This window comes from Paenibacillus salivarius, assembly GCF_051307165.1.
Lineage (GTDB): Bacteria > Bacillota > Bacilli > Paenibacillales > Paenibacillaceae > Fontibacillus.
On the sequence record NZ_CP195592.1, the window covers coordinates 1,586,875 to 1,608,045 of the forward strand.

At 45.2% G+C, this 21,171-nt stretch carries 22 protein-coding genes, 1 pseudogene and 1 other annotated feature; all 23 genes and pseudogenes read left to right on the top strand.

Going from position 1 to position 21,171, the window contains the following annotated elements:
* The first annotated feature begins 148 nt into the window (after positions 1–148).
* The 23 genes and pseudogenes from ACSFXJ_RS06975 to ACSFXJ_RS07085 all read left to right on the top strand — a co-directional run bounded on the left by ACSFXJ_RS06975 (position 149) and on the right by ACSFXJ_RS07085 (position 21,167).
* On the top strand, positions 149–2,434 hold the full coding sequence (locus ACSFXJ_RS06975) for an S-layer homology domain-containing protein (RefSeq protein ID WP_435925695.1): 2,286 nt from the start codon (positions 149–151) through the stop codon (positions 2,432–2,434).
* A gap of 236 nt (positions 2,435–2,670) precedes the next feature.
* Complete coding sequence (locus ACSFXJ_RS06980) at positions 2,671–3,276, top strand: hypothetical protein (protein ID WP_435924469.1); 606 nt, start codon at positions 2,671–2,673, stop codon at positions 3,274–3,276.
* Positions 3,277–3,406: 130 nt separating this feature from the next.
* Positions 3,407–4,744 (top strand): hypothetical protein, encoded by a 1,338-nt coding sequence (locus ACSFXJ_RS06985; protein ID WP_435924470.1) that lies wholly within the window; start codon positions 3,407–3,409, stop codon positions 4,742–4,744.
* Positions 4,745–4,764: 20 nt separating this feature from the next.
* The gene (locus ACSFXJ_RS06990; protein ID WP_435924471.1) at positions 4,765–5,496 is read left to right on the top strand and encodes a hypothetical protein; all 732 of its coding nucleotides are present in this window, start codon (positions 4,765–4,767) and stop codon (positions 5,494–5,496) included.
* A 174-nt stretch (positions 5,497–5,670) separates the two neighbouring features.
* A complete protein-coding gene (locus ACSFXJ_RS06995; protein WP_435924472.1) occupies positions 5,671–7,089 on the top strand; it encodes a DNA primase family protein in 1,419 nt (472 codons plus the stop codon).
* Between the two features lie 76 nt (positions 7,090–7,165).
* Entirely contained in the window at positions 7,166–7,474 is a 309-nt protein-coding gene (locus tag ACSFXJ_RS07000; protein ID WP_435924473.1) for a hypothetical protein, read from the top strand.
* Between the two features lie 293 nt (positions 7,475–7,767).
* Positions 7,768–8,010: a hypothetical protein gene (locus ACSFXJ_RS07005; RefSeq protein WP_435924474.1), complete on the top strand. Its 243-nt coding sequence runs from the start codon at positions 7,768–7,770 to the stop codon at positions 8,008–8,010.
* Positions 8,011–8,048: 38 nt separating this feature from the next.
* Entirely contained in the window at positions 8,049–9,887 is a 1,839-nt protein-coding gene (locus tag ACSFXJ_RS07010) for a recombinase family protein (protein ID WP_435924475.1), read from the top strand.
* Positions 9,842–9,979: pseudogene (locus ACSFXJ_RS07015) on the top strand (Maf family protein); the annotation flags it as partial. The gene ACSFXJ_RS07010 and the pseudogene ACSFXJ_RS07015, both read left to right, overlap by 46 nt.
* 75 nt (positions 9,980–10,054) lie before the next feature.
* The gene (gene radC, locus ACSFXJ_RS07020) at positions 10,055–10,726 is read left to right on the top strand and encodes a RadC family protein (RefSeq protein ID WP_435925696.1); all 672 of its coding nucleotides are present in this window, start codon (positions 10,055–10,057) and stop codon (positions 10,724–10,726) included.
* A gap of 38 nt (positions 10,727–10,764) precedes the next feature.
* Complete coding sequence (locus ACSFXJ_RS07025) at positions 10,765–11,799, top strand: rod shape-determining protein (RefSeq protein WP_435924476.1); 1,035 nt, start codon at positions 10,765–10,767, stop codon at positions 11,797–11,799.
* A 106-nt stretch (positions 11,800–11,905) separates the two neighbouring features.
* A complete protein-coding gene (gene mreC / locus ACSFXJ_RS07030) occupies positions 11,906–12,775 on the top strand; it encodes a rod shape-determining protein MreC (RefSeq protein WP_435925697.1) in 870 nt (289 codons plus the stop codon).
* A complete protein-coding gene (mreD, locus tag ACSFXJ_RS07035) occupies positions 12,772–13,302 on the top strand; it encodes a rod shape-determining protein MreD (RefSeq protein ID WP_435924477.1) in 531 nt (176 codons plus the stop codon). The genes mreC and mreD overlap by 4 nt, the downstream gene beginning before the upstream one ends.
* 77 nt (positions 13,303–13,379) lie before the next feature.
* Positions 13,380–14,042, top strand: a complete 663-nt coding sequence (gene minC / locus ACSFXJ_RS07040) for a septum site-determining protein MinC (protein ID WP_435924478.1) — start codon at positions 13,380–13,382, stop codon at positions 14,040–14,042.
* A 3-nt stretch (positions 14,043–14,045) separates the two neighbouring features.
* Entirely contained in the window at positions 14,046–14,840 is a 795-nt protein-coding gene (minD, locus tag ACSFXJ_RS07045) for a septum site-determining protein MinD (RefSeq protein ID WP_435924479.1), read from the top strand.
* A gap of 6 nt (positions 14,841–14,846) precedes the next feature.
* Positions 14,847–15,998: an FtsW/RodA/SpoVE family cell cycle protein gene (locus ACSFXJ_RS07050; RefSeq protein ID WP_435924480.1), complete on the top strand. Its 1,152-nt coding sequence runs from the start codon at positions 14,847–14,849 to the stop codon at positions 15,996–15,998.
* A 105-nt stretch (positions 15,999–16,103) separates the two neighbouring features.
* The gene (locus tag ACSFXJ_RS07055) at positions 16,104–16,988 is read left to right on the top strand and encodes a peptidoglycan DD-metalloendopeptidase family protein (protein ID WP_435924481.1); all 885 of its coding nucleotides are present in this window, start codon (positions 16,104–16,106) and stop codon (positions 16,986–16,988) included.
* A complete protein-coding gene (locus ACSFXJ_RS07060) occupies positions 16,981–17,838 on the top strand; it encodes a M50 family metallopeptidase (protein WP_435924482.1) in 858 nt (285 codons plus the stop codon). Before ACSFXJ_RS07055 ends, ACSFXJ_RS07060 begins: the two co-directional genes overlap by 8 nt.
* Positions 17,839–17,906: 68 nt before the next feature.
* Positions 17,907–19,100: an Rne/Rng family ribonuclease gene (locus ACSFXJ_RS07065; protein ID WP_435924483.1), complete on the top strand. Its 1,194-nt coding sequence runs from the start codon at positions 17,907–17,909 to the stop codon at positions 19,098–19,100.
* 55 nt (positions 19,101–19,155) lie between these two features.
* Positions 19,156–19,243: a sequence feature (ribosomal protein L21 leader region), on the top strand.
* A gap of 13 nt (positions 19,244–19,256) precedes the next feature.
* Entirely contained in the window at positions 19,257–19,568 is a 312-nt protein-coding gene (gene rplU, locus ACSFXJ_RS07070; protein ID WP_044481735.1) for a 50S ribosomal protein L21, read from the top strand.
* 14 nt (positions 19,569–19,582) lie between these two features.
* The gene (locus tag ACSFXJ_RS07075) at positions 19,583–19,915 is read left to right on the top strand and encodes a ribosomal-processing cysteine protease Prp (protein ID WP_435924484.1); all 333 of its coding nucleotides are present in this window, start codon (positions 19,583–19,585) and stop codon (positions 19,913–19,915) included.
* A gap of 19 nt (positions 19,916–19,934) precedes the next feature.
* Positions 19,935–20,246 carry a 50S ribosomal protein L27 gene (gene rpmA / locus ACSFXJ_RS07080; RefSeq protein WP_435924485.1) on the top strand — a complete coding sequence of 104 codons (312 nt, stop codon included), beginning with the start codon at positions 19,935–19,937 and terminating at the stop codon, positions 20,244–20,246.
* A 177-nt stretch (positions 20,247–20,423) separates the two neighbouring features.
* On the top strand, positions 20,424–21,167 hold the full coding sequence (locus ACSFXJ_RS07085) for a Spo0B domain-containing protein (RefSeq protein ID WP_435924486.1): 744 nt from the start codon (positions 20,424–20,426) through the stop codon (positions 21,165–21,167).
* Positions 21,168–21,171: the final 4 nt, after the last annotated feature.

Genomic DNA, 21,171 nt, shown 5'->3' on the forward strand with positions numbered 1-21,171 from the left:
AACTTTTTACAGAAAGTTGGTAAAGAAAATGAGAAGGCGAATAGTACTCATCCTCTTATTCATAATAGTTATATCGACCAACATTTTTCAGAGTTCTTCATTTGCAGCCAATAGTAACTCCGATGAAATTATCTCTATGTCAGGTCATATGGTATTAAAGAAAGATGGAACAGTTTGGACTTGGGGAGACAATATCTTGGGTCAACTTGGGAATGGAACTACCGAAGAGAGTTCTGTTCCAGTTCAGGTAGCGAATTTGAATAATGTTATCGCTATATCAGCAGGTGTCTATCACAATATGGCTCTAAAAAGTGATGGAACAGTATGGGTTTGGGGTGCATATAGCGTTATTCCATCAGGGAACGGTGCGTTTTATGACGGAATAATATCAAAACCAATTCAGGTACCAGGAGTAACCAATATAAAAGCGATATCTGCTGGCGGCTGGCATTCAATGGCATTGTCCAACGATGGAACAGTTTGGGTTTGGGGCACTAACTCTCGAGGTGAGTACGGGAATGGAACATTTATATCGGACGTGAAGCCAGTAAAAATGCAAGGCTTAACTGATGTAACAGCCATTGTTGCGGGTGGTCAAATATCAATTGCTCTTAAAAGTGATGGAACTGTATGGGGAGCAGGGCATAATACCTGGGGAGAACTTGGTACAGGTGCTAAGAACGCAATGAATTTGACTCCAGTGCAAGTTCAAGGGTTATCCAAAGTAAAAGAAATAGCATATAATGCAGGCACAATGCTCGCATTAAAAAATGATGGAACAGTTTGGGGATTGGGAAATAACGATAGTGGGCAATTAGGGAATGGGACTAAAGAAGATAGCGTGTCAAGCCCTGTACAAGTACAAGGTCTAAGCCAAATTAAACATATATCCGTAGGAGGCAATCATGGTTTAGCCTTAAAGGATAACGGGACTGTATGGGCATGGGGGTCAAATTTCTCTGGTCAGTTGGGGGATGGAACATTTAATAATAGTGTGACTCCCGTACAAGTTTCAGGATTGACTAACGTTGAGAAGATAGCAGCTCTTGGTTTGACTTCTTTTGCATTAAAATCAGATGGAACAGCATGGATTTGGGGTGATCGAACTTCTGAACTTGGTGATAATTCCGGTGGAAGAAGCCCTATTAAAATGGACATGAGCAAGATTGGAAAACCTAATGGACAGCCAAACGGACCAGACACGCCGGGTAATTCTAATAATAATACGCAACGTCTTACTATATCCCAACATAAGCAAGCAGAAGTGAAGCCACCTCAGAATAGTGATGATTTAATAAATCAGGAGCAAGCTAATCCGTCTGATATTAACCTAACCAACTTCACAGAGAAAAATATATACAAAGGAAATCAATTCGCGGATATCCGTGGCACTGAATGGTATGCTAATGACGTTCGCATTAGTTTTGAACTTGGATTAATGAGCGGAAAAAGTAGTACAGTATTTGATCCGAGTGGGAAGATCCTTGTATCTGAGGCGATTGCTATAGCGTCCAGAGTCCATAATATTTATCATGGTGGCAACGGTGAAATTAATAATAACGGATCGAACTGGTACGATGGAGTTGTGTCCTATGCTATACAGAACAAAATCGTTAATGAGAAGAGCTTTACTAACTATAATAATCCTGCAACGCGTGAACAATTAGCTTATATTTTCTCCAATGCATTGCCTGACAGTGTATTCAGCAAAATTAACAATATAACAGCTATTCCAGATGTAAAATTAAATAGTAAGTATGGTTCTGATATTTACAAACTGTATAGTGCCGGGGTGCTCACAGGATCGGATGAAAAAGGTAGCTTTAAGCCGACTTCTAATATTACCAGGGCAGAGGCTGCAGCAATCATAAATCGGGTTGTAAAGCCTGATAACAGGGTGAGGCTAGGCTTTTTAGGACTTGGTGGTTCCGATAGTAATAACCAACCAACTGCTAATACCAACGGCACGATATTATTGAATATTTCTACGGATGTAAACACAGATTTAAGTATGAAATGGACAAGATTCATGATGTCTTTAACCGACAGCAAGGGACAAGAACTGACTGTTCAAGTCAGTATGGATAAGAATGATTCATCATATGGGTTCGAACCTGTAATCTATGGGGTTGCTGATGGCAAATATAAGGTCAGCTTAGTTTCTAGTGATTACGCAAATGTAGAGTTTAAATCAAACACAGTTCAAGTTGTAAATGGTCATGCGTCTTTGGATGTTGTTGTAAAGCCAAGATATGTTCTGGAAGTTGGTAAAAACGGCACTCCATATAAGTTCTCGGTCATCAATGTCAATAAGGTTGCATCCAAAGTATATAGTGGCGCTAAATCAGAATCCTTTGGTGTCTCTCCCGATGAATCCTATATGATTCAAGATAAAGATACAGATGAAGTTTTTACTGTATATATTAATGGATAAGCCCGATAACGAGTTTTCTAAGATGGTGTCTTAACTTGCACCATCTTTATTTTTCTAGAGTGAAGATACCATATGATGATCGAAAATGTGGGTCATCAACTTTTTGAGCGGAAATTATCACTATTGATTCAAGAAATTGAGGGCAGTTGGGGCATGGGTTTTTGTTGTTGAGCAATTAGAGCCATTCGAGATACAATTAGTGGATAAGTATTCCATTCCACTAACAGGGGGTAAAAATGAGCCTACCTTATGATAGAGAAGCCGAGTTGAAAGAACGCTTCAACCAGTTCGTAGCCAATAAAATAACTGGTTCCGATGAAGATTACTATTCCCGGCTGTCAGTTGAAGACTTCGAAGACATAAAGACTACGTTGAAAGACATCCATAACATCATTACATACAAAACGACCATCCGATTCATTGATTGGGTAAGTGATCGTTTCCCTTATGTGAAGCAGAATAATCAAGTCTACTTGGATCAAGTACTCCAAACCAGACCGAATGATAATGGTTACGATCTCGTAGTTTCTGGAGAGGTTAACATTATTGCCGAGATCAAGTGCAACAAGCCGATCAATAACGGATACAAATTTGGTTCCGCCCAGAGGAACGGACTCATAAAAGACATTAAGGGTCTGCTTGAAGGAAAATCAAAAGTGAAGTCGATTGATCCCGCGGCAGCATTCAAATTTTTGGTGATCTATGATTTTGGCGACCATACTTTATCCGCCGCGCAACACTTAATAAAGAATTTGCAGGCTGATCTTAAGGAGAAGGTCGAAATTTACGAAGATAGTAATCTGCTAACAACAGATAAGGTGTATGTCGTATTCATTAAGTAAAGATTGGAAACAGGTCGTAACCACTTATCCGATTGGAAGGTGGTTTTTCTATAATTGAGCCACAAAGATCGATGGGTTAAAATATAGACAATACTACCAATGATTACTTCATGTGAAAGGAGAATTACGAATGGATATCATAAGATTAAACGAATTATTACCTTTAGACAAGAAAGTCACAACTATTCAAACAGGTTCGGAACTTTTGCTTGCATATGAACTCGACAAGTATGCCAAATCCTTACTTAACAAAAAATTGGTTTTATCTGATGTAACAATATCAGAGGAATTGCTCATCGGTGAACACTTCAGTTTCGTATGGCATAGCGGGCTTGATGTGGGGTTCACGCCAGATAAAGAGGTTCTGGCGGAATGTTCGGTAGGAGATTTCTTTCTAGATTCGATCGAGAATGTTGTATTTAAGAAATATACTGATGATGAAGCGGTATATGATTATGACTATGACACTAAGGCAAATAGGATAATGAATTATGACAGTAATAGATCAAAGGCTTATGTAAGTTTAGTAGCTTATATTTTTGTTAGAAGTTATAAGGATAGTGTCAAAGTCCCTCAAATAATTATTGATCATAAAAAGCGATTTCCTAACCAATTCGAATATATTGATCTCTATATACTTATGAGATATGGTAACTGTCTGCTGGAAGGACTTCTCGATATAAAGTTTTTGGAGCCAAAGAGTCATAAGAAGTTGAGCCACGAGAAAAGTATAGATCAATATGCTGAAGGCAGAGAAAAGATACAGGAATATCAATTTGAATGGATAGCCTATGTGAAACACTGGAATCAAAGAGGATGGATGAATGAGCCTTACAGTGTAAAACAAAAGTTTACCAGCCTTTCTTCAGAATTTGAAGTTGGAGATGTGGTCTTACTTTATGAAAGAGATAACAATCAGCGTAAATATAATGGTGAGAATGAGGAAATAGGTAAACTTTTATCTTGTTACCCTGCTGTAATTCGGGAGTTCAATAAAAATTTCTTAAGGTTAACTTACTATCCAAGAGTTTATACCCTTCTAAGTGAAGAGATGAAAATTGAGTCTTTCAATTTAACACCGGAAAACCTTCGTGAAATAAATATGTTATCGTACGAGCGAGTGAAGCACTTTAGAAATCTTGTTGGTGTAAAGAAAAAGAAGGAACTATTTTTCGGTGAGAAAACTTACTTTATAGGACAACCTGAGAAATTCGATTTGGTTAATTTAGGTGTAGGTAGGTACACGTATGATGAAAATAAATTTATAGTGACACCTATCGAACATGATGGAAGTTATCAATTTATCTTTACAGAAGAAGGTATAAGGTTTGCTTACCTTTCAACTATTGATACAATTTATCATGTGTTTGATGATTATGAGGTAGAGTACAACAAAAAACGGTTTCTGGATAAACATTACTACTCTCATAACCGGGAGCCAGGTTACTCAATTAAAATAATTAAGTAAAGAAGGAAGGGTGAAACAGGATGGAACCTAAAAAGAAGAAGGAGAATGGAAAAAAGACTACATACAATAATAAAATTCTAGCCTTAGGTAATGAATTGCTTGGATTAATGCCAGATAGTCGAAGAGATTCTCTTGGTTCTTTATCACATACGTTACATTTCGAATGCTTACTTGGTTTTAATTCGATCCCCTCAAGGCGTTCAATAGGTGGAAAGGGTATAAAAGGCACCTGTGCAACACCGGTAGGGATTACCTTGCGTACAGACATTGATATTGATGATGTTCCAGTAATTGATGTTTTACTTAATAATAAAACTGGGATCAATCCAGAACAGATTAATAAGCGAAAAGTGTATGCGAAAGAAGAATTTAGTCTTACTTATTATGAATTTATGTTCTTAATCATAAGAGATTGTTACGCAGGTTTTTTTACAGTAAAAGGTGAACCGAAGCGGGGGTTTGTTTCTTTTAATTTTAGGGCAGTAGAAAATGGTAATGCCAAGTTACCTACACCCATGATTCAAATAAAGAGAAATCGTAGAGAAAGAACCGAATATGAGAAACTTCTAAAACCAATTACTGATAATATCGAGCCAATTGATGAACTTGAACCTGAACGGGGAGTGTGGAAAGTAAAATCAGCTTACGCGGAAAAGTTTGGTCCATTATTGGAGCATCTACTGAAAAAGAGAGAAGAAGGCAAGAAGCGGATAGCACAAAGCATGAGGGAACTGCATTTAACATCCAAATAAAAAACCTGACTACAGTGTAGAATACCTTTGGTGATCTACACTGTTTTTATTCATCCTAAATAAATTAGGGTCATTTTTTTTTTTTTTTATTATGCAGGAGTTGAGACGAAAATTGGGAAAGTGCTCAAGAGTCTCGGAGAGATAGATAATCAAACCGAGAAAGGTGTGCTTAAAATGGCAGCATCATATCAAACTCTTGAAGTCATGAAATCCTGTGTTTCACCAATTACAGAACAATTCGATGAGCGGCTCGCTCTTAAAGAACGGGGGATTACTTACGGGAAGAGGGATCTAGAAATAAACGCAAATACCTTCGCCACTTACACATTAAGTCGAATGCATCTCGTTCAGTTAGGTAATGCGCAGATTTATGCCTATAGCAGTAAGGGGTATTACATCGAAATGAACGATAGGATGTTAAAGGCGATCTGCCGCGGCATTATACATGAAGCAAAAACGGATATCTGGTGTCGGAAATGGGAGGGGGAGTACTTCGAGGCTTTAAGGAGAGAGATACCATTTGTTGAAGAAATGAATCCCGAAAAGGGGCTTATTAACTTAACCAATGGCATGTTAAATCTTTATTCGATGGAATTTGTTAATCATGACCCAAGCTACTTATCCACCATTCAAATTCCGATTGAATATGACGGATCAGCATCGTGCCCGAAGTTTGAGGAATTTCTATTCGACATCTTTGAAGGTGATGGTGAGCGTATCAAGCTTGTTCAGGAAATAATGGGATATTGCTTTATTCCGGACGTTAAGATTCAAAAAGCGTTCTTCTTCATTGGCTCGGGATCAAATGGTAAGAGTGTACTGTCAGAAGTCATCCGTCACCTTATCGGAATTGAAAATGTGTCAAATGTCTCGTTAAAAGATCTCGGTGGTCGTTTTGGAATGCAAAACCTGCCGGGAAAGCTGGTGAATGTTTCGACCGAGAATGAATTTGATCGGAAATTCAACACTCAGAACTTCAAAATCTTAACTGGTGGAGATGCGGTAAATGTCGAGCAGAAGTTTAAGGCTTCTTTCAACACACGATTATTTGCTAAGACGATTGTTTTGCTTAATAGTATGATGGATTCCAACGATTTAACGAACGGGTATTTTAGAAGACTTCAAATCATTCCATTCAACAAAATCTATCGGGAGTTACGGGCGGGCGAAGCACCTATTGATGGGGTAAGCTACATGGACAAGTCTTTGCTCGATAAGCTCCTAACAGAATTACCAGGCATACTGAATTTTGCAATGAAAGGCTTGGCACGTTTAATCGATAACAACTTTAATTTGACCGAAAGTAAAGTGTGTGAAAAAGCATTAGAGGATTATAAGGTCAGTCAAAACCCGATCCCCGAGTATTTCAATGCGCGGGTATTTTGGGCTGAAGGTGAACAGACCTTAAGATCAGACTTTAAGCGAGATTTTTCAAGGTGGGCTGAAAATAACGGTTTAGATAATGTGAAGTCGATTGGCTCCACAAAGTTTTGGGAACTGTTCAGCAGAGTTCTCATCGAGAAAGGTATTAAAGTACGCGAGAAGAAAGTCAACGGTGATTTTTATGTCGAGGGGCTTGGGATTTACTTTTAGGGATTCAGCTTGCGTGATACTAGGCAAGTTTCTTTTGTTGTGTAATAACAAATTATCAGTTTAGGAGGAACAAGAAATGTCAGCATCGATTGAGAAGGACATTGAAACACTAAAGGCAATTGGTTATGCAGTTATGACGGGTTATAAAACCCGAGAGGAACTAACAATACTTATGACACATCCATTTTTCAATAAGGAATTGGTTTACTTTAAATTGTGGTATTCAAATCCGTATACGACTGGTCCTAAAATATGCATTAGTAACTTTAACAGAAGTGGAGCGAGGTTAGTGGTTAGGAAAATACAAAAACTTTACGAGATGGGGTTAACACCGAAACATATGCAGCTTGCCTGCGGGCTTAAGTACCCAAGATCTAGAATGTAGAATTTCAAATATGAAGCACTTATTTCTCTGACTGTTTTTAGTCAGGAAGTAAGTGCTTTTTTTTTATTTTGACTTCAATTGATTTTTGCCCTTTTGGAGTTGACTAAAACTTACGAACATTTTTCAAGAGTCCACAGCAGAGAGACATGGAGTTATCGCTCCAAATATCGTGCAAACGGAGTGTTAAACATGTCTGTAGTCATTAGTAAGTCAATCAAGTCAAGAAAGTCCTTCCTCTCCAAGGTCTGGTATTCCAACATGTCAGTGTTGCGGGTCATTGGAGGTGCATTATCTTGATCAAAGTGAAGTTGGATAATGCAAATAAGTTGGTGTATGTCTGGATGACTGAGCAGGATAAGGATTCAGCGGAATTTTTGGAACTCAAGGAAGATCTCAAGACGAGAAAATTCAAGTCCTATAAACTGATCACATTCTTTTCTGGAACTGAGGATATCCTTGTTGGTCTTGAAAAGTTAGTGCTTCAAAATGCACTTAAAAACAAAGTTGAACCAGTTTTCGATACCAAGGTACAATGACCCAAATCCAATGAAAATATAAGAAATGGGGTATCAATATGACTAATTTTAAGGTTGTAAATTCTGGAGATAAGTGTTTGTTGATTGGTTATACACGTATCAGCCGCGATGAAGATAGAAAGAACTATGCTACAATTATTGCCCAAAAGAAGATAATTGTGAATCATGCAAAAGAGGTATTTGGAAAAGAAATTTCTGAAAAGAATTTGTACGAAGATGATAATTACAGCGGATATTCATTCAACAGACCTGATTTTAATCGGATGTTAGAAGATATTAATTTTGCAATTGAAAATGGGTATCAAGTAGTACTATTGGTAAAGGATATATCGCGTATAGGGCGGCATAATGCTTATACATTGCTATTTCTCGAAGATATGAAAAGGCTAGGTGTTCGAGTAATTCTAATAAGTGATAACTACGACTCATATGTTGATGATGACTCGATACTCGGAATTAAAACGTGGTATAATGAGAGGTATGTCAAAGATATAAGCACCAAAATAAAAGATAACAACAAGACAAAAATGATTGATGGCAAGTATTTGTCAGCAGTTCCTTACGGCTACAAGAGAGATCCGCTTGACCGAGAGAAAGTAATTATTGATGAAGAAACTGCTTGGGTAGTTAAGAAGATCTTCGAAATGTATTTACAAGGGGACGGCTACAGAAAAATTTGTATTTATCTGACTGAAAACGAAGTACCTACTCCATCAATGGTTATCCAAAGAAACAAAGAAGCTGAAGGTAAAGTTTACAAAAAAGATGTTACACATGTTTGGGTTCAGCGAATGGTTCAAAGAATCGTAAGAAATGACTTTTACATTGGAGTACTTCGACAAGGTAAATATAAGCTTGCTGAGATTAATGGGAAAATTCTGAGGGTCGATCCGTCCCAGCACTATGTGTTTGCAAATAATCACGAACCTCTGGTAAGTGTGGAGGATTTTGAACTTGCACAGGAGATCGCTGAAAAACGTCTCACCATGCACTATAGAGGTTCGGGACATAAGCATGTAAACCTATTCACTGGCTTTCTTGTTTGTGCCGATTGCGGACGCGGTTTTGTTGCTCTTAATAAGGAAGGTAAACATAAGTCCTACATATGTGGGACATACAGAAGAGTAGGTAAAATAGCTTGTACAACACATTACATCTTAGATCGAACATTGCTGCTTGCAATAAAAGCCCACCTTGTTGTCCTCAGAGAAAAACTGAGCGATGCAATTAGTGGTTTTGATGGTAAATTGAAAGATCAGGTGAAGAGAACCGACAATCTAGATAAGTCCCTCCAGAGGCTAAATTCAAGTCTAAAGCAACTTTCTGATGAACTGAAAGTAACAATGAAGCAGAGGATAAATGAAGTTGCTCGACGCCCCGAAGATGAGGAAATTATCTCAGAAGCATATGCAGAAATTGAAGCTGAGAAGCGATTGCTAATCAAAGATATTCAAAGGCAGATTGATGATTTAACTGAAATTAAAAAGCAATCTTCAAGGTTTCATGAAGGCTCAGTTACTGCTTTGAGCGTTCTTGATGAACTAATTGGAAAAGAGATGTTTGATCGTAAGGATCTTGGTTTGTTGGTTGATAAAATAATTGTTAACGAAGACGGAGAGCCTACAATTTACTTGAAAGCCAATATTGAGAAATTGCTACAGTACGAAGGTGGGGATCATGACCCTGATGGTAACGGTGGCGGCTATAAAGCCACCGTTACTTATAAAGCGGGGGCGGTAATCAAAACATTAGTTTCTACTTTAGCATCAAACTTTTATGGCGGGGAACTCGTCAATGATACTGTCGGCTTAAAAGAACCATCGTGCACTACAAGGCTGGGGCTTATGCCATCCAAGGGCTGGGAGCCACGATCGTAACCGGCATCGAAGGCTGCTACTTCAACGTGGTCGGCTTGCCGTTGTCACTGCTTACCGAAATGCTTTCTTCATTCGGAATCCAAGTGTTATAAGAATAAGCCAGGAAGAGATAAAGCATATCCTTCCGACATGAAAATGGAGGGATATGCTTGAATCATGAAATCTATATGCTGCGGGATCTTCCCGACGAGGAACGCCCCAGGGAGCGCATGCTGCGTTATGGAGCCGGCGTTTTAAGCCAGACTGAGCTGCTGGCGATTTTACTTCGGACGGGAACGCGAAACGAATCGGCGATTCATATGGCGCAGCGCCTGCTGGCGGAAATCGGCGGAATACGCGGAATTATGGATCTTAGCCTTGATGAATTGACGAAAATGAAAGGAATCGGGCCGGCAAAGGCCGTCCAGATTAAAGCGGGGATCGAGCTGGGGCAAAGATTAGCCAAAGCCCGGACCCCGGAGGCGCGCATTATCCGCAGTCCGCGGGATGCCGCCGATCAGGTCATGGAAGAATTGCGTTATTTGCAAAAAGAACATTTCGTTTGCCTCTTTTTAAACACGAAAAACCATATCATTGCTCAGGAAACGCTGTCTGTAGGCAGCTTGAACGCATCGATCGTTCATCCTCGCGAAGTGTTCCGCGCCGCCATCAAATGCAGCAGCGCGTCAATCGTATGCGTCCATAATCACCCCAGCGGAGATCCTTCGCCCAGTCCGGAAGACATTAGAATGACGGATAGGCTGTGCAGGGCGGGTGAAATTGTCGGCATCGACGTGCTGGATCACATCGTGATCGGAGACGGTTCATTCGTCAGTTTGAAGGAGCAAGGCTTGATGTAATATACTAGATAAGATACAGAAGGAAAGGGAGATACAGCATGTTGGGTGGCTTTACAAAAGATTTGGGAATCGATTTGGGTACGGCAAATACCTTGGTTTATATTCGCGGGAAAGGGATTATTGTGAGGGAACCTTCGGTCGTCGCGATTCATACCGATACTAAAAATATTGTGGCCGTAGGCGAATCCGCCAAGAAGATGATCGGCAGAACTCCGGGCAACATCCGGGCGATCCGTCCGATGAAGGACGGCGTTATCGCCGACTTCGATACGACGGCAACGATGATCAAGTATTTTATCCGTCAGGCGCAAAAGCAGCGCTCCTTATTTCAACGCCATCCAAATGTGATGGTCTGTGTTCCTTCCGGAATTACGGCTGTTGAACAACGCGCCGTGGAAGATGCGACGAAGCAGGCCGGAGCGCGCGAGGCTTATACGATCGAGGAGCCTTTCGCTGCGGCGATCGGCGCGGACTTGCCGGTGTGGGAACCGACGGGAAGCATGGTCGTGGACATCGGCGGCGGTACGACGGAAGTAGCGGTCATCTCCCTCGGGGGCATCGTTACGAGCAAGTCGGTTCGTGTGGCCGGAGACGAAATGGATGAATCGATCATCCAATATATCAAACGTCAATATAATTTAATGATTGGCGAAAGAACCGCCGAACAGCTGAAGATGGACATCGGCTCCGCGCTTGCGCTGGAAAAGGTGGAAACGATGGAAATCCGGGGTCGCGACCTCGTAACGGGGCTTCCGAAGACGATCGCGATCACGTCCGATGAAATTACCGAAGCGCTCAGCGATACGGTAAGCGCCATTGTCGAAGCCGTAAAAGTCACCTTGGAAAAATGTCCGCCGGAGCTTGCGGCAGATATTATGGACCGGGGAATCGTCCTGACGGGCGGAGGCGCGTTGCTGAGAAATCTCGACAAGCTTCTTGCCAGCGAGACGGGAATGCCCGTCATCGTCGCCGACAATCCTCTTGATTGCGTGGCAATCGGTACGGGAAGAGCCTTGGACAATATTCATATGTTTAAGTCAAAAAGCAGTTCCGCGCTTCGTTCCAAACGTTAAACCGGGGAAGAACGAGGCTGCCCTAATGATGAAGCGGCGCCGCCCCGGTGGGCGGCCAGGCCGTTTTTGTCTGTGTATATCATTGTAAGTTTGGAGGGGGCTAAAACTGTTTAAGCTGCTTGGCAACAAAAGACTGTTTATTTTGTTGATGGGACTCATTCTTTTTATCGCGGTTATGGGCTTTACTCTCGGATCGAGAACCAACTTGTCTTGGCCGGAGAAATTCGTGAAGGATACGGTGGGCTTCATCCAATATGTGTTTCATAAGCCCGCTGGCTATATAGCGGGCTTCTTTGAAGATGTTTCCGAACTAAAGGCGCTGCAGGAAGAAAACGAGCAGCTCAAAATCGCCCTCGCGCATTATACGCGAGATAAGGCACGGTTTAATTTTATTGAACAGGAATATAAGCGCCTGCAGGATGATCTCGATTTTACCAAACAACAGAAAGAACTGTACGATTACACCTGGAAAATTGCGCAGGTGATCAGTGTCAACAATGATCCGGTAAATACAACCATCGTCATCAATATTGGAAGGCGTGAAGGCGTCAAAGAAGGCATGGCGGTCTCTTCCTCGGAAGGCCTTGTCGGCGTTGTCAGCCATGTCAGCAATTTCAGCTCGACGGTAAAGCTGGCGACCACGATGGATGCCCGTGATCCGAATTCGAACGGAATCGCGGTAACGGCCCAGGGGAAGGAAAACGATGTTTTCGGGGTGATCGAATCCTACGACAAGGAAACCGGAACCTTTTTGATGAGCCGGATTGAAGATACGAAGACGTTAGCGAAGGATGATCTCATCGTTTCTTCGGGCATCGGCGGCGTATTTCCGCGAGGAATGATTATCGGCAAGGTGAAGGACATCCAGGTAGGCGAATTCGGATTGACCTACACGGCGACGATTACCCCGGCGGCCAGCTTTGCGGATTGGAAGGAATTGTTCGTCGTATTCGTTCCGGAGGCTGAGAAGGAGTGAAGAAGCGCAAATATATTTTGATTCTGCTGCTGTTTCTCCTGTTCATCGTTGAAGGAACGATCGTACCTTGGCTGGTCCCCAATGCGTGGCAGACCCGGATCGTTCCTCACCTTGTCTACGTAGCGATCCTGTTTTTCACCGTTTACGAAAGCCGTCATACCGGGCTTATTTTAGGGCTTTGCTTCGGACTGCTGCAAGACGTCGTCTATTACGGCGCGATGATCGGGCCTTATTCGTTTGCGATGGGATTATGCGGATACCTGTTCGGGCTTCTGTCCAAAACGCGGCAGGCCCCGCTTCCGCTCATGATGATTATCGTATTCATCGGGAGCTTGCTGCTGGATTCGATATTATTCGGGACGTACTCGTTGTTCGGACTTGTCCATCAGCCGTATTCCTGGGCCCTGATGAATCACATCATCCCTAATATGTTCGTGCAATTTATATTTGCTTTGATCGTGTACGTACCGCTCCGCCGGCAGCTGGAAATCATCACCAAACGGCGTTCTGCCGAAGACAAGACTTGATTGCTGCGAGTTTTACGCGGGCGCAAGCAGGAACTTCCCGCCTTTGCACGAATTGAATAGGGAGGAGGGACAGGCTTATGACAGTAAAATCCAATCATGTTACGATCAAGGGCATCAAGGATGGCCTGGTTTTCCTGCTTGACGACAAGTGTGAATTCGGAACTCTCTTGGAGGAACTGCGTTATAAACTGGAGCACAGCCATCAAAGCATTTTGACCGGTCCGATCATTCATGTTGACGTAAAGCTGGGGACGCGGATCGTTTCGGAAGATCAGAAGGAATCTATTCTCGATATATTGAGTCAAAAGGGGAACCTGCTCGTCCGTTCGTTCGAGATGCCTGAACCGGCGGGGAGCCCGGGTTCCGATAACATATTGAAAACGATGACCGGGATCGTCCGCTCCGGCCAGGTGCTGCATCACAAGGGGGATCTCTTGTTCCTGGGCGACGTGAATCCGGGGGGGACGGTTGCCTGTACGGGGGATATTTTTATACTCGGGGCACTGAGAGGAATGGCGCACGCCGGGTATGAAGGCAATGAAGAGGCGGTCATAGCGGCCTCTTATTTTGCGCCGACGCAGCTGAGGATCGCCGACGTGATCAGCAGGCCCCCGGACGAGTGGGAAAACAGGGAAACGAGCATGGAGGTCGCTTTTTTGCGCGACGGGAAAATGCAGATCGACAAAATCGGTAATATGCTCCGGATCAGGCCGGATTTTAACGCGTTTAAAGGGGTGTAAATTATGGGAGAAGCTATCGTTGTCACATCCGGTAAAGGCGGTGTAGGGAAAACGACGACATCGGCCAACATCGGTACCGCGCTTGCGCTGTTGGGGAAGAAGGTATGCCTGGTGGACACGGATATCGGGCTGCGCAATCTGGACGTCGTCATGGGACTCGAAAACCGGATCATTTATGATTTGATCGATGTAGCGGAAGGGCGCTGCCGTTTGAATCAGGCCCTCGTCAAGGACAAGCGTTTTGATGAATTATATATGCTGCCCGCGGCTCAAACCAAGGACAAAAATGCGATTACCCCCGAACAGGTGAAAGACATCGTTCTTGAACTTAAAAAGGAACATGAGTATGTTATCATCGATTGTCCCGCGGGGATCGAGCAAGGATTCAAGAATGCGATTGCAGGCGCGGACCAGGCCATCGTGGTAACGACGCCGGAGCATGCCGCCGTCCGTGACGCGGACCGGATCATCGGTCTGCTGGAAAGCTCCCATATTTCATCGCCGAAACTGATCGTCAACCGGATCAGAGCGAACATGGTGAAATCGGGAGACATGCTTGAAATCGAAGACATTTTGCAAGTGCTGAATATCGACTTGATCGGCATCGTACCGGATGATGAATTGGTCATCAAAGCCGCCAACTCCGGCGAACCGACCGTCATGAACCCGGAATCGAAAGCGGCGATCGCTTATCGCAATATCGCCCGCCGGATTTTGGGGGATACGGTTCCGTTGATGCTGCTTGACCAGAAAAAGGGCGTGTTCACGCGTTTCAAAAAGTTTTTTGGAATGGGCTGATTTTCGTTGTTTTTTAAACTGAAAAAAGTGGACTGGCCCATGGTGGGCATTCTGGCCGTGTTTATGGTGTTCAGCGCCTTGCTGGTCCGAAGCGCGATTGCTCCGTACGAAAACCAGTTCCATGCTTATGATCTTAAAACGCTTATGTTTTACGCGGCGGGTTTTGCCGTCGTGTTCGGAATGGCTTTGGTCGATTACCGGACGCTGCTGAAATACAGCTGGTATATTTACGGGGCGGGCTGCGTCATGCTCGTGCTCGTGTATCTGTTCGCTCCGGAAATCAACGGGGCCCGGAGCTGGTTTAAGCTCCCGGGCGGATTGCAATTTCAGCCTGCCGAACTGGTCAAGGTGATTCTGATTCTGACTACGGGTTACATGCTGGGTAAGCGAAACGGAAAGACGCTGCGCTTCAGAAACGATGTCATTCCGGTCACTGCGATGACGCTTCTGCCTTTCCTCCTGGTGCTGATTCAGCCTGACCTGGGCAATGCGATTATTTTTCTCGTCGTATTGGTTGCGATGCTGTGGATCGGGAATACGAAATATTCCCATGTCCTGATCGGTTTAACGGTCGTCGTGGCGGCGCTCATTGCCTTTGTGACGATTTTTAACACCTATAATTTGCAAATTCAGGATTATTTGAAAGAGCACAACAAGCTTCACTGGTATCAAAGAATCAATACGTTCATCAATCCCGATCAGGCTTCCAGCGATGAGAAGCATCAGTCTAATTACGCCCAGATCGCAATCGGATCCGGGGGACTGCTCGGCGACGGTTATATGAAAGGCGAGCTGAAAAATAAGAAATTCGTACCTTATCCTTATTCGGATTCGATCTTTGTCGTCGTCGGCGAAGAATTCGGCTTCATGGGGGCCGCCGTGCTGCTCCTTATTTATTTTCTGTTTATTTACAGGATGATTCTCATCGCCTTGAATTGTATCGACAAGCGGGGAGCGTACATGATCGTCGGCATCGTCGCGATGTTTCTGTTCCAGATTTTCGAAAACATCGGGATGATGATCGGCCTGATGCCGATCACGGGGATCACGCTGCCGTTCATCAGTTACGGGGGCACCTCGCTGCTCATCAACATGCTGTGTATCGGACTTGTGTTCAGCATAAAACTGCATCAAGAGAAATATAAAGTGGAAGAATAACCGGTGCCCGGGGCGCCGGTTTTTTAGTTGTCCAGACCCCGTTCATATTCCGGCCAAGCCTCTCATACATATAAATCACGAGATTTGACCGGGAGGGTGCATAATATGGACGTGAAGTCGAATGTGCGAAAACGTCGCGAGGAACGTATCAGGCAGTTGACGGCGGGGGATTTAATCGCAGGGTATAACGCGAACGGCAGCGCTCCGACCGGTTCTCAGGCAGGCGGCGGCCGGGTTGAAGGACAAGCTTCACAGCCCGTTTATACGGAGGTTCGCGAACCTGATCCCGAGCTGCTGTGGAAAAAGGGACAAGGGCGCTGGAACGATTATGATTTGCAGGGCCTGGGAGATGATGGCGGCTTTTCCGGCGGGAGAAGGGCCTCTTTTTGGACGATGTTGTTTTTGAGGATCGTGATCGCTTCTCTTCTGTTTGGTTTCGTTTGGGGAATCAACCGGTACCAGCCGGAATGGTCGATGCCGGTCCGCCTCTTTGTGGCGAAGTCGCTCACCCAGGAAATGGACTTTGCCGCGGTGGAAACCTGGTACGAGAATACGTTCGGAGGAGCACCGTCTTTTATCCCGATTTTCAGGCACCAGGAAGAAAAGGGGCTCAAAGTCGGGACGGCCACGGGTTTTACGGTTCCGCTGAGCGGCAGGATCGCGGCTTCCTTCGCCATCGACTTCAAGGGGGTGGAGATCGTCCCTACGGGGGATTCGGGCGCCCGCGAGCCGGTTAAAAGCGTAGAGACGGGGCGCGTCCTCGGCGTGGCCCGCGATGCCTCCGGCGGAATGACCGTTACCGTCCAGCATGCCGGTGGGTATATTTCCGTATATGGCCATTTGGACAACGTTTCAGTCGGAAAAGGAGATTGGCTGGAAGGAGGCGACCCTGTCGGAAGCCTTTCGTCCGAGCAGGATGCTACCCTTTATTTTGCCTTGAAAATGAATGATCGTTACATCGATCCCACGGATGTGATTCCGTTTGATTAAATGGGGCGGCATGACGATTTCATTTCACCCTCTTTTTGTGCTGATTATGCTCGCCTCCGTATTTACCGGCCATTTTCTGGAGCTTTTGGCCCTATTCGCGATAGTCTTTGTCCATGAACTTGGCCATGTCGCCTGCGCGCGGATGTTCGGCATTCGGGTACTGTCCGTACAAATGCTTCCTTTCGGCGGGGTAGCGGTCATGGAGGATACCGGGACATTAAACGCGGGCAAAGAAATCGCGATTGCGCTGGCCGGCCCGGCTCAAAATGTGCTTCTGATCGGAATATCCTGGCTGCTTCATGCCTCGGGAATTTGGGAGGGGCCGTTCTTCTCTTATTTTGTGGAATGCAATATGCTGATCGCGTTGTTTAATTTGCTGCCGATTTTGCCTTTGGATGGAGGAAAGGTGTGCCAGGCATTGTGCGGGATGGCCCTTCCTTTTCATGCCACGCTGGTTTGGTCGCTCCGGATCAGTCTCGTTTTCAGTATTCTGGTTATGGTTTACGCCACAATTCCGCTGATTTTCGGCTTCGGCGCCCTGCAGTTCAATTTGCTGCTGATCGGGATGTTTTTGACGTATTCGAATTGGACGGATTACCGCAACCTTCATTACCGGTTTTTGCGCTTTTTGATGAACAGGGACAGCTCCTTTGCGCGCCATTTGCTGAACGGCAGTTTGGCACAGCCGATTGTGGCCGATAAATCGAAACCTTTGGACGGCTTGCTGCGTCTGTTTAAAAGAGAAAAATACCATTTTATCTATATTATGAACCCTCAAGGGAACATAGTGGCGGTTGTGCCTGAACAACGGGTGATTTCCTCGTTTTTGCGGGGCGATCCGGGAGCATGAAATCACGACAAGCCATGGTATAATGGAGAATATTGTTCCGAGTTACAAAAAGAGTGAGGGTGAGATCAATGAAACAGTTGATTATTCACTGCGGCCCTGATTCCACCCAGATGGCGCTGCTGGAGAAAAATAAGCTGGTGGAGTATGCTGCGGAACGGTCCCACAAGAAGGGGCTGGCAGGCAGTTTTTTTAAAGGCAAAGTCGTAAACGTAATTCCCGGAATGCAAGCGGCTTTTGTCGATATCGGACAGAAGAGGAACGCGTTTCTTTATATCGATGACGTGCTTCACCCCCATTTGGAAAAACAGCCGAAACAAAAACCCCCGATTTCGGATTTGTTGAAACCCGGCCAGCAACTGATCGTGCAGGTGGTTAAAGAGGCGATCGGCAACAAAGGCGCGCGGGTAACCACGCATTATTCCCTCCCCGGACGGTGGCTCGTATATATGCCGAATGCCGGTTATGTGGCCGTATCCAAAAAAATCAGCCGCGAAGACGAGCGGAACCGCTTGAAGGAGATCGGCGAGGAGATGCGCACGGAAGAGGAAGGGTTGATTCTCCGGACGATTGCGGAACATGCCGAACAGGAAGCGATCGCCGAGGATCTGGCCTCGCTCCGAGAGCAGTGGGAGGCGATTTTGGACAAGGAGACTACGGCTCCGGCTCCATTCACCCTGCATGAAGAGTTGAGCATGGTGCAGCGTTTTATCCGGGATGTTTACAGTCCCGAAACGGATGAGCTGATTATGGATTGCCCCGATCAGGCCGGTGAAGCTTCCGCCTTCCTGACCACCATGCTGCAGGGAAAAAACCCGAACATCCGCCTGTATAAAGGGGAGCCTCCGCTTTTTGATTATTATGGAATCCGCCAGCAACTGGATAAGGATTTTCAACGGAAGTTATGGCTTCCGGGAGGCGGGTATCTTGTCTGGGATACGACGGAGGCGCTGACGGTCATCGATGTCAATACGGGGAAATTTACCGGCGGGGAAAATTTGGAGGATACCGTTTTCCGGACGAACCTGGAAGCGGCGGGGGAAATTGCCCGGCTCGTCCGTTTGCGGGATACCGGAGGCATTATTATTATCGACTTTATCGATATGAACCGGGACGAACATCGCGCGGCCGTCATGAACAAGCTGGAAAGCTCATTGGTCGGGGACAGGACGCAGCATCATATTTTGGGCTGGACCAAGCTGGGCTTGCTCGAAATGACGAGAAAAAGAATGCGGGAACAACCGGTATTTTTAAACAATGATTGATTTCTGCGTAAGGCCATGGTACTATATTCAAGTATGTGTTATGAGTTGTCTTGTGCACATGCTGTAACCGCTCCGATCGGGTTTGAAGACCGTCCGTCTTTATTGGGCGGCGGCACCTGAATCAGGCGAGTCTGAGACATGAGGAGGTGCAAGCAAATGTACGCAATTATTGAAACCGGCGGTAAACAATACCGCGTTCAAGAAGGCGATGTTCTTTACATCGAAAAATTGAATGCTGAAGATGGTGCAAGCGTGACGTTCGATCGCGTTTTGGCAGTATCGAAGGGCGAAGGTTTGGTAACTGGCGCTCCATTGGTATCCGGCGCAAGTGTAACGGCGAAAGTCGAAAAACACGGCAAAGGCCAAAAAGTCGTCGTTTACAAATACAAGCCTAAGAAGAACTACCACAAAAAACAAGGTCATCGTCAACCTTACACGAAAGTGACCATCGAGAAAATCCAAGCGTAAGCAGGTGTGCGGTAATGATTATCGTCTCCATTTTACGCGACAGAGATAACGGCATTGCCGGATTCAAAGTATCGGGACATGCAGGCTACGCCGATCCGGGAGAAGACATCGTATGCGCCGGTGTGTCGACCGTCACCGTAGGTACGGTCAACGCCATCGAAGAGCTAACCGGGACCGTCATGGACGCCGAAATGAAACACGGCTTTCTGAATGCGGTACTTCCCGTCGATGTTGATTCGGGTCAAGCTAGTCAAGTGCAGCTGCTGCTTTCATCCATGGTCGTTATGCTCCAAGGTATCGAAGGCTCATACGGAAAGTATATTCAAATAAAAGACGTGAATATTTGAAGAAGGAGGTAGATGGACAATGTTGAAATTGGATCTTCAGTTGTTCGCTTCGAAGAAGGGCGTAGGCTCCACGAAGAACGGACGCGACAGCATCGCGAAACGCCTTGGCGTGAAACGTGCTGACGGTCAAGTGGTTACCGGCGGAAGCATTCTCGTTCGCCAACGCGGAACGAAAATTCACCCTGGCAACAACGTGGGAATCGGTAAAGACGACACTCTGTTCGCGAAAGTGGACGGCGTCGTAAAATTCGAACGTTGGGGTCGCGACCGTAAGAAAGTGAGCGTCTACCCAGTGGAAACCGCTCCTGTAGCGGCTGCAGTAGAAGCTTAATAGCTTTGCTGACTTCGGCGAGGCTTCCGAAAAGCCCTTGGCATGTGAATGCCGGGGGCTTTTTTTTGTGAGGAAGCCGCATATTTTGAAACGTGATTTGGACAAGGTTTGTGGTATACTTGGATATGATGTCAGGGTGGAAACTTCACCCAATCTGTCAGAGGAACGGGGAAACTCATGAAACATCGGTTCACGGTGCCGGCGATCACGGCGGCGCTCATCCTTGCTTGTCTGGTCCTCATGTATTTCTTCCATGGGGCTGTGAGCTTCATACTCCTTGGAATATGCCTTATCCTTGTAGTAATAGGGTATATCAAGTATATACAGAGACAGGCGGACAGCGAGCGGAAAGCGTTGCTTGAATCGCTGCAAAGAACGGCGTCAGCCACGCTTACTCATCACAGACATGATTGGATGAACGATTTGCAGATTTTATACGGGTATATTCAACTGGGCAAATATGATAAACTGGCGGGCTGTGTGGAAAGAATAAAGGAACGGATGGCGGCGGACAGCCGGATTTCCCGATTGGGAATTCCGTCGCTCGTTTTTTATTTGCATTCGTTCCGCGAACAAAATAAGTCGGTTCAGCTTGAAGTATGCATCCAGGAGGATTTGCAGCTTGGAGAATTGCTCTCGACGGAGGACGCGGATCAATTTACGGAAGCGATTATCGCCACGATCCGGGCCTATCAGTTTACGGGACGTTCCTCGTGGGGAGAAGTTCTTGAGCTTAAATTATCCTTATGGCGGGAAGACGGGGAAATCCTCGCCGTGTTTGAACGGGAAGGCGGCGATCCCAACCAAGCCGCGGTATTAAGGCGGCACCTGGATGAATGGAGTTCCGGCAAACGAGTGCTGGCCGAGCAAATGGACGACAAAATGTCGGCCTTAAGAATTCGGGTAGCCTGCGCAAACTAGAATG

Bases quoted from the DNA above. Each gene is read 5' to 3' on its own strand.
- minD (WP_435924479.1), top strand. From the start codon at position 14,046: ATGGGAGAAGCTATCGTTGTCACATCCGGTAAAGGCGGTGTAGGGAAA.
- ACSFXJ_RS07075 (WP_435924484.1), top strand. From the start codon at position 19,583: ATGATTATCGTCTCCATTTTACGCGACAGAGATAACGGCATTGCCGGA.
- ACSFXJ_RS06975 (WP_435925695.1), top strand. From the start codon at position 149: ATGGTATTAAAGAAAGATGGAACAGTTTGGACTTGGGGAGACAATATC.
- rpmA (WP_435924485.1), top strand. From the start codon at position 19,935: ATGTTGAAATTGGATCTTCAGTTGTTCGCTTCGAAGAAGGGCGTAGGC.
- ACSFXJ_RS06990 (WP_435924471.1), top strand. From the start codon at position 4,765: ATGGAACCTAAAAAGAAGAAGGAGAATGGAAAAAAGACTACATACAAT.
- radC (WP_435925696.1), top strand. From the start codon at position 10,055: ATGCTGCGGGATCTTCCCGACGAGGAACGCCCCAGGGAGCGCATGCTG.
- minC (WP_435924478.1), top strand. From the start codon at position 13,380: ATGACAGTAAAATCCAATCATGTTACGATCAAGGGCATCAAGGATGGC.
- ACSFXJ_RS07085 (WP_435924486.1), top strand. From the start codon at position 20,424: ATGAAACATCGGTTCACGGTGCCGGCGATCACGGCGGCGCTCATCCTT.
- ACSFXJ_RS06980 (WP_435924469.1), top strand. From the start codon at position 2,671: ATGAGCCTACCTTATGATAGAGAAGCCGAGTTGAAAGAACGCTTCAAC.
- ACSFXJ_RS07010 (WP_435924475.1), top strand. From the start codon at position 8,049: ATGACTAATTTTAAGGTTGTAAATTCTGGAGATAAGTGTTTGTTGATT.
- ACSFXJ_RS07065 (WP_435924483.1), top strand. From the start codon at position 17,907: ATGAAACAGTTGATTATTCACTGCGGCCCTGATTCCACCCAGATGGCG.
- ACSFXJ_RS06995 (WP_435924472.1), top strand. From the start codon at position 5,671: ATGGCAGCATCATATCAAACTCTTGAAGTCATGAAATCCTGTGTTTCA.
- ACSFXJ_RS07055 (WP_435924481.1), top strand. From the start codon at position 16,104: ATGGACGTGAAGTCGAATGTGCGAAAACGTCGCGAGGAACGTATCAGG.
- ACSFXJ_RS06985 (WP_435924470.1), top strand. From the start codon at position 3,407: ATGGATATCATAAGATTAAACGAATTATTACCTTTAGACAAGAAAGTC.
- ACSFXJ_RS07025 (WP_435924476.1), top strand. From the start codon at position 10,765: ATGTTGGGTGGCTTTACAAAAGATTTGGGAATCGATTTGGGTACGGCA.
- rplU (WP_044481735.1), top strand. From the start codon at position 19,257: ATGTACGCAATTATTGAAACCGGCGGTAAACAATACCGCGTTCAAGAA.
- ACSFXJ_RS07000 (WP_435924473.1), top strand. From the start codon at position 7,166: ATGTCAGCATCGATTGAGAAGGACATTGAAACACTAAAGGCAATTGGT.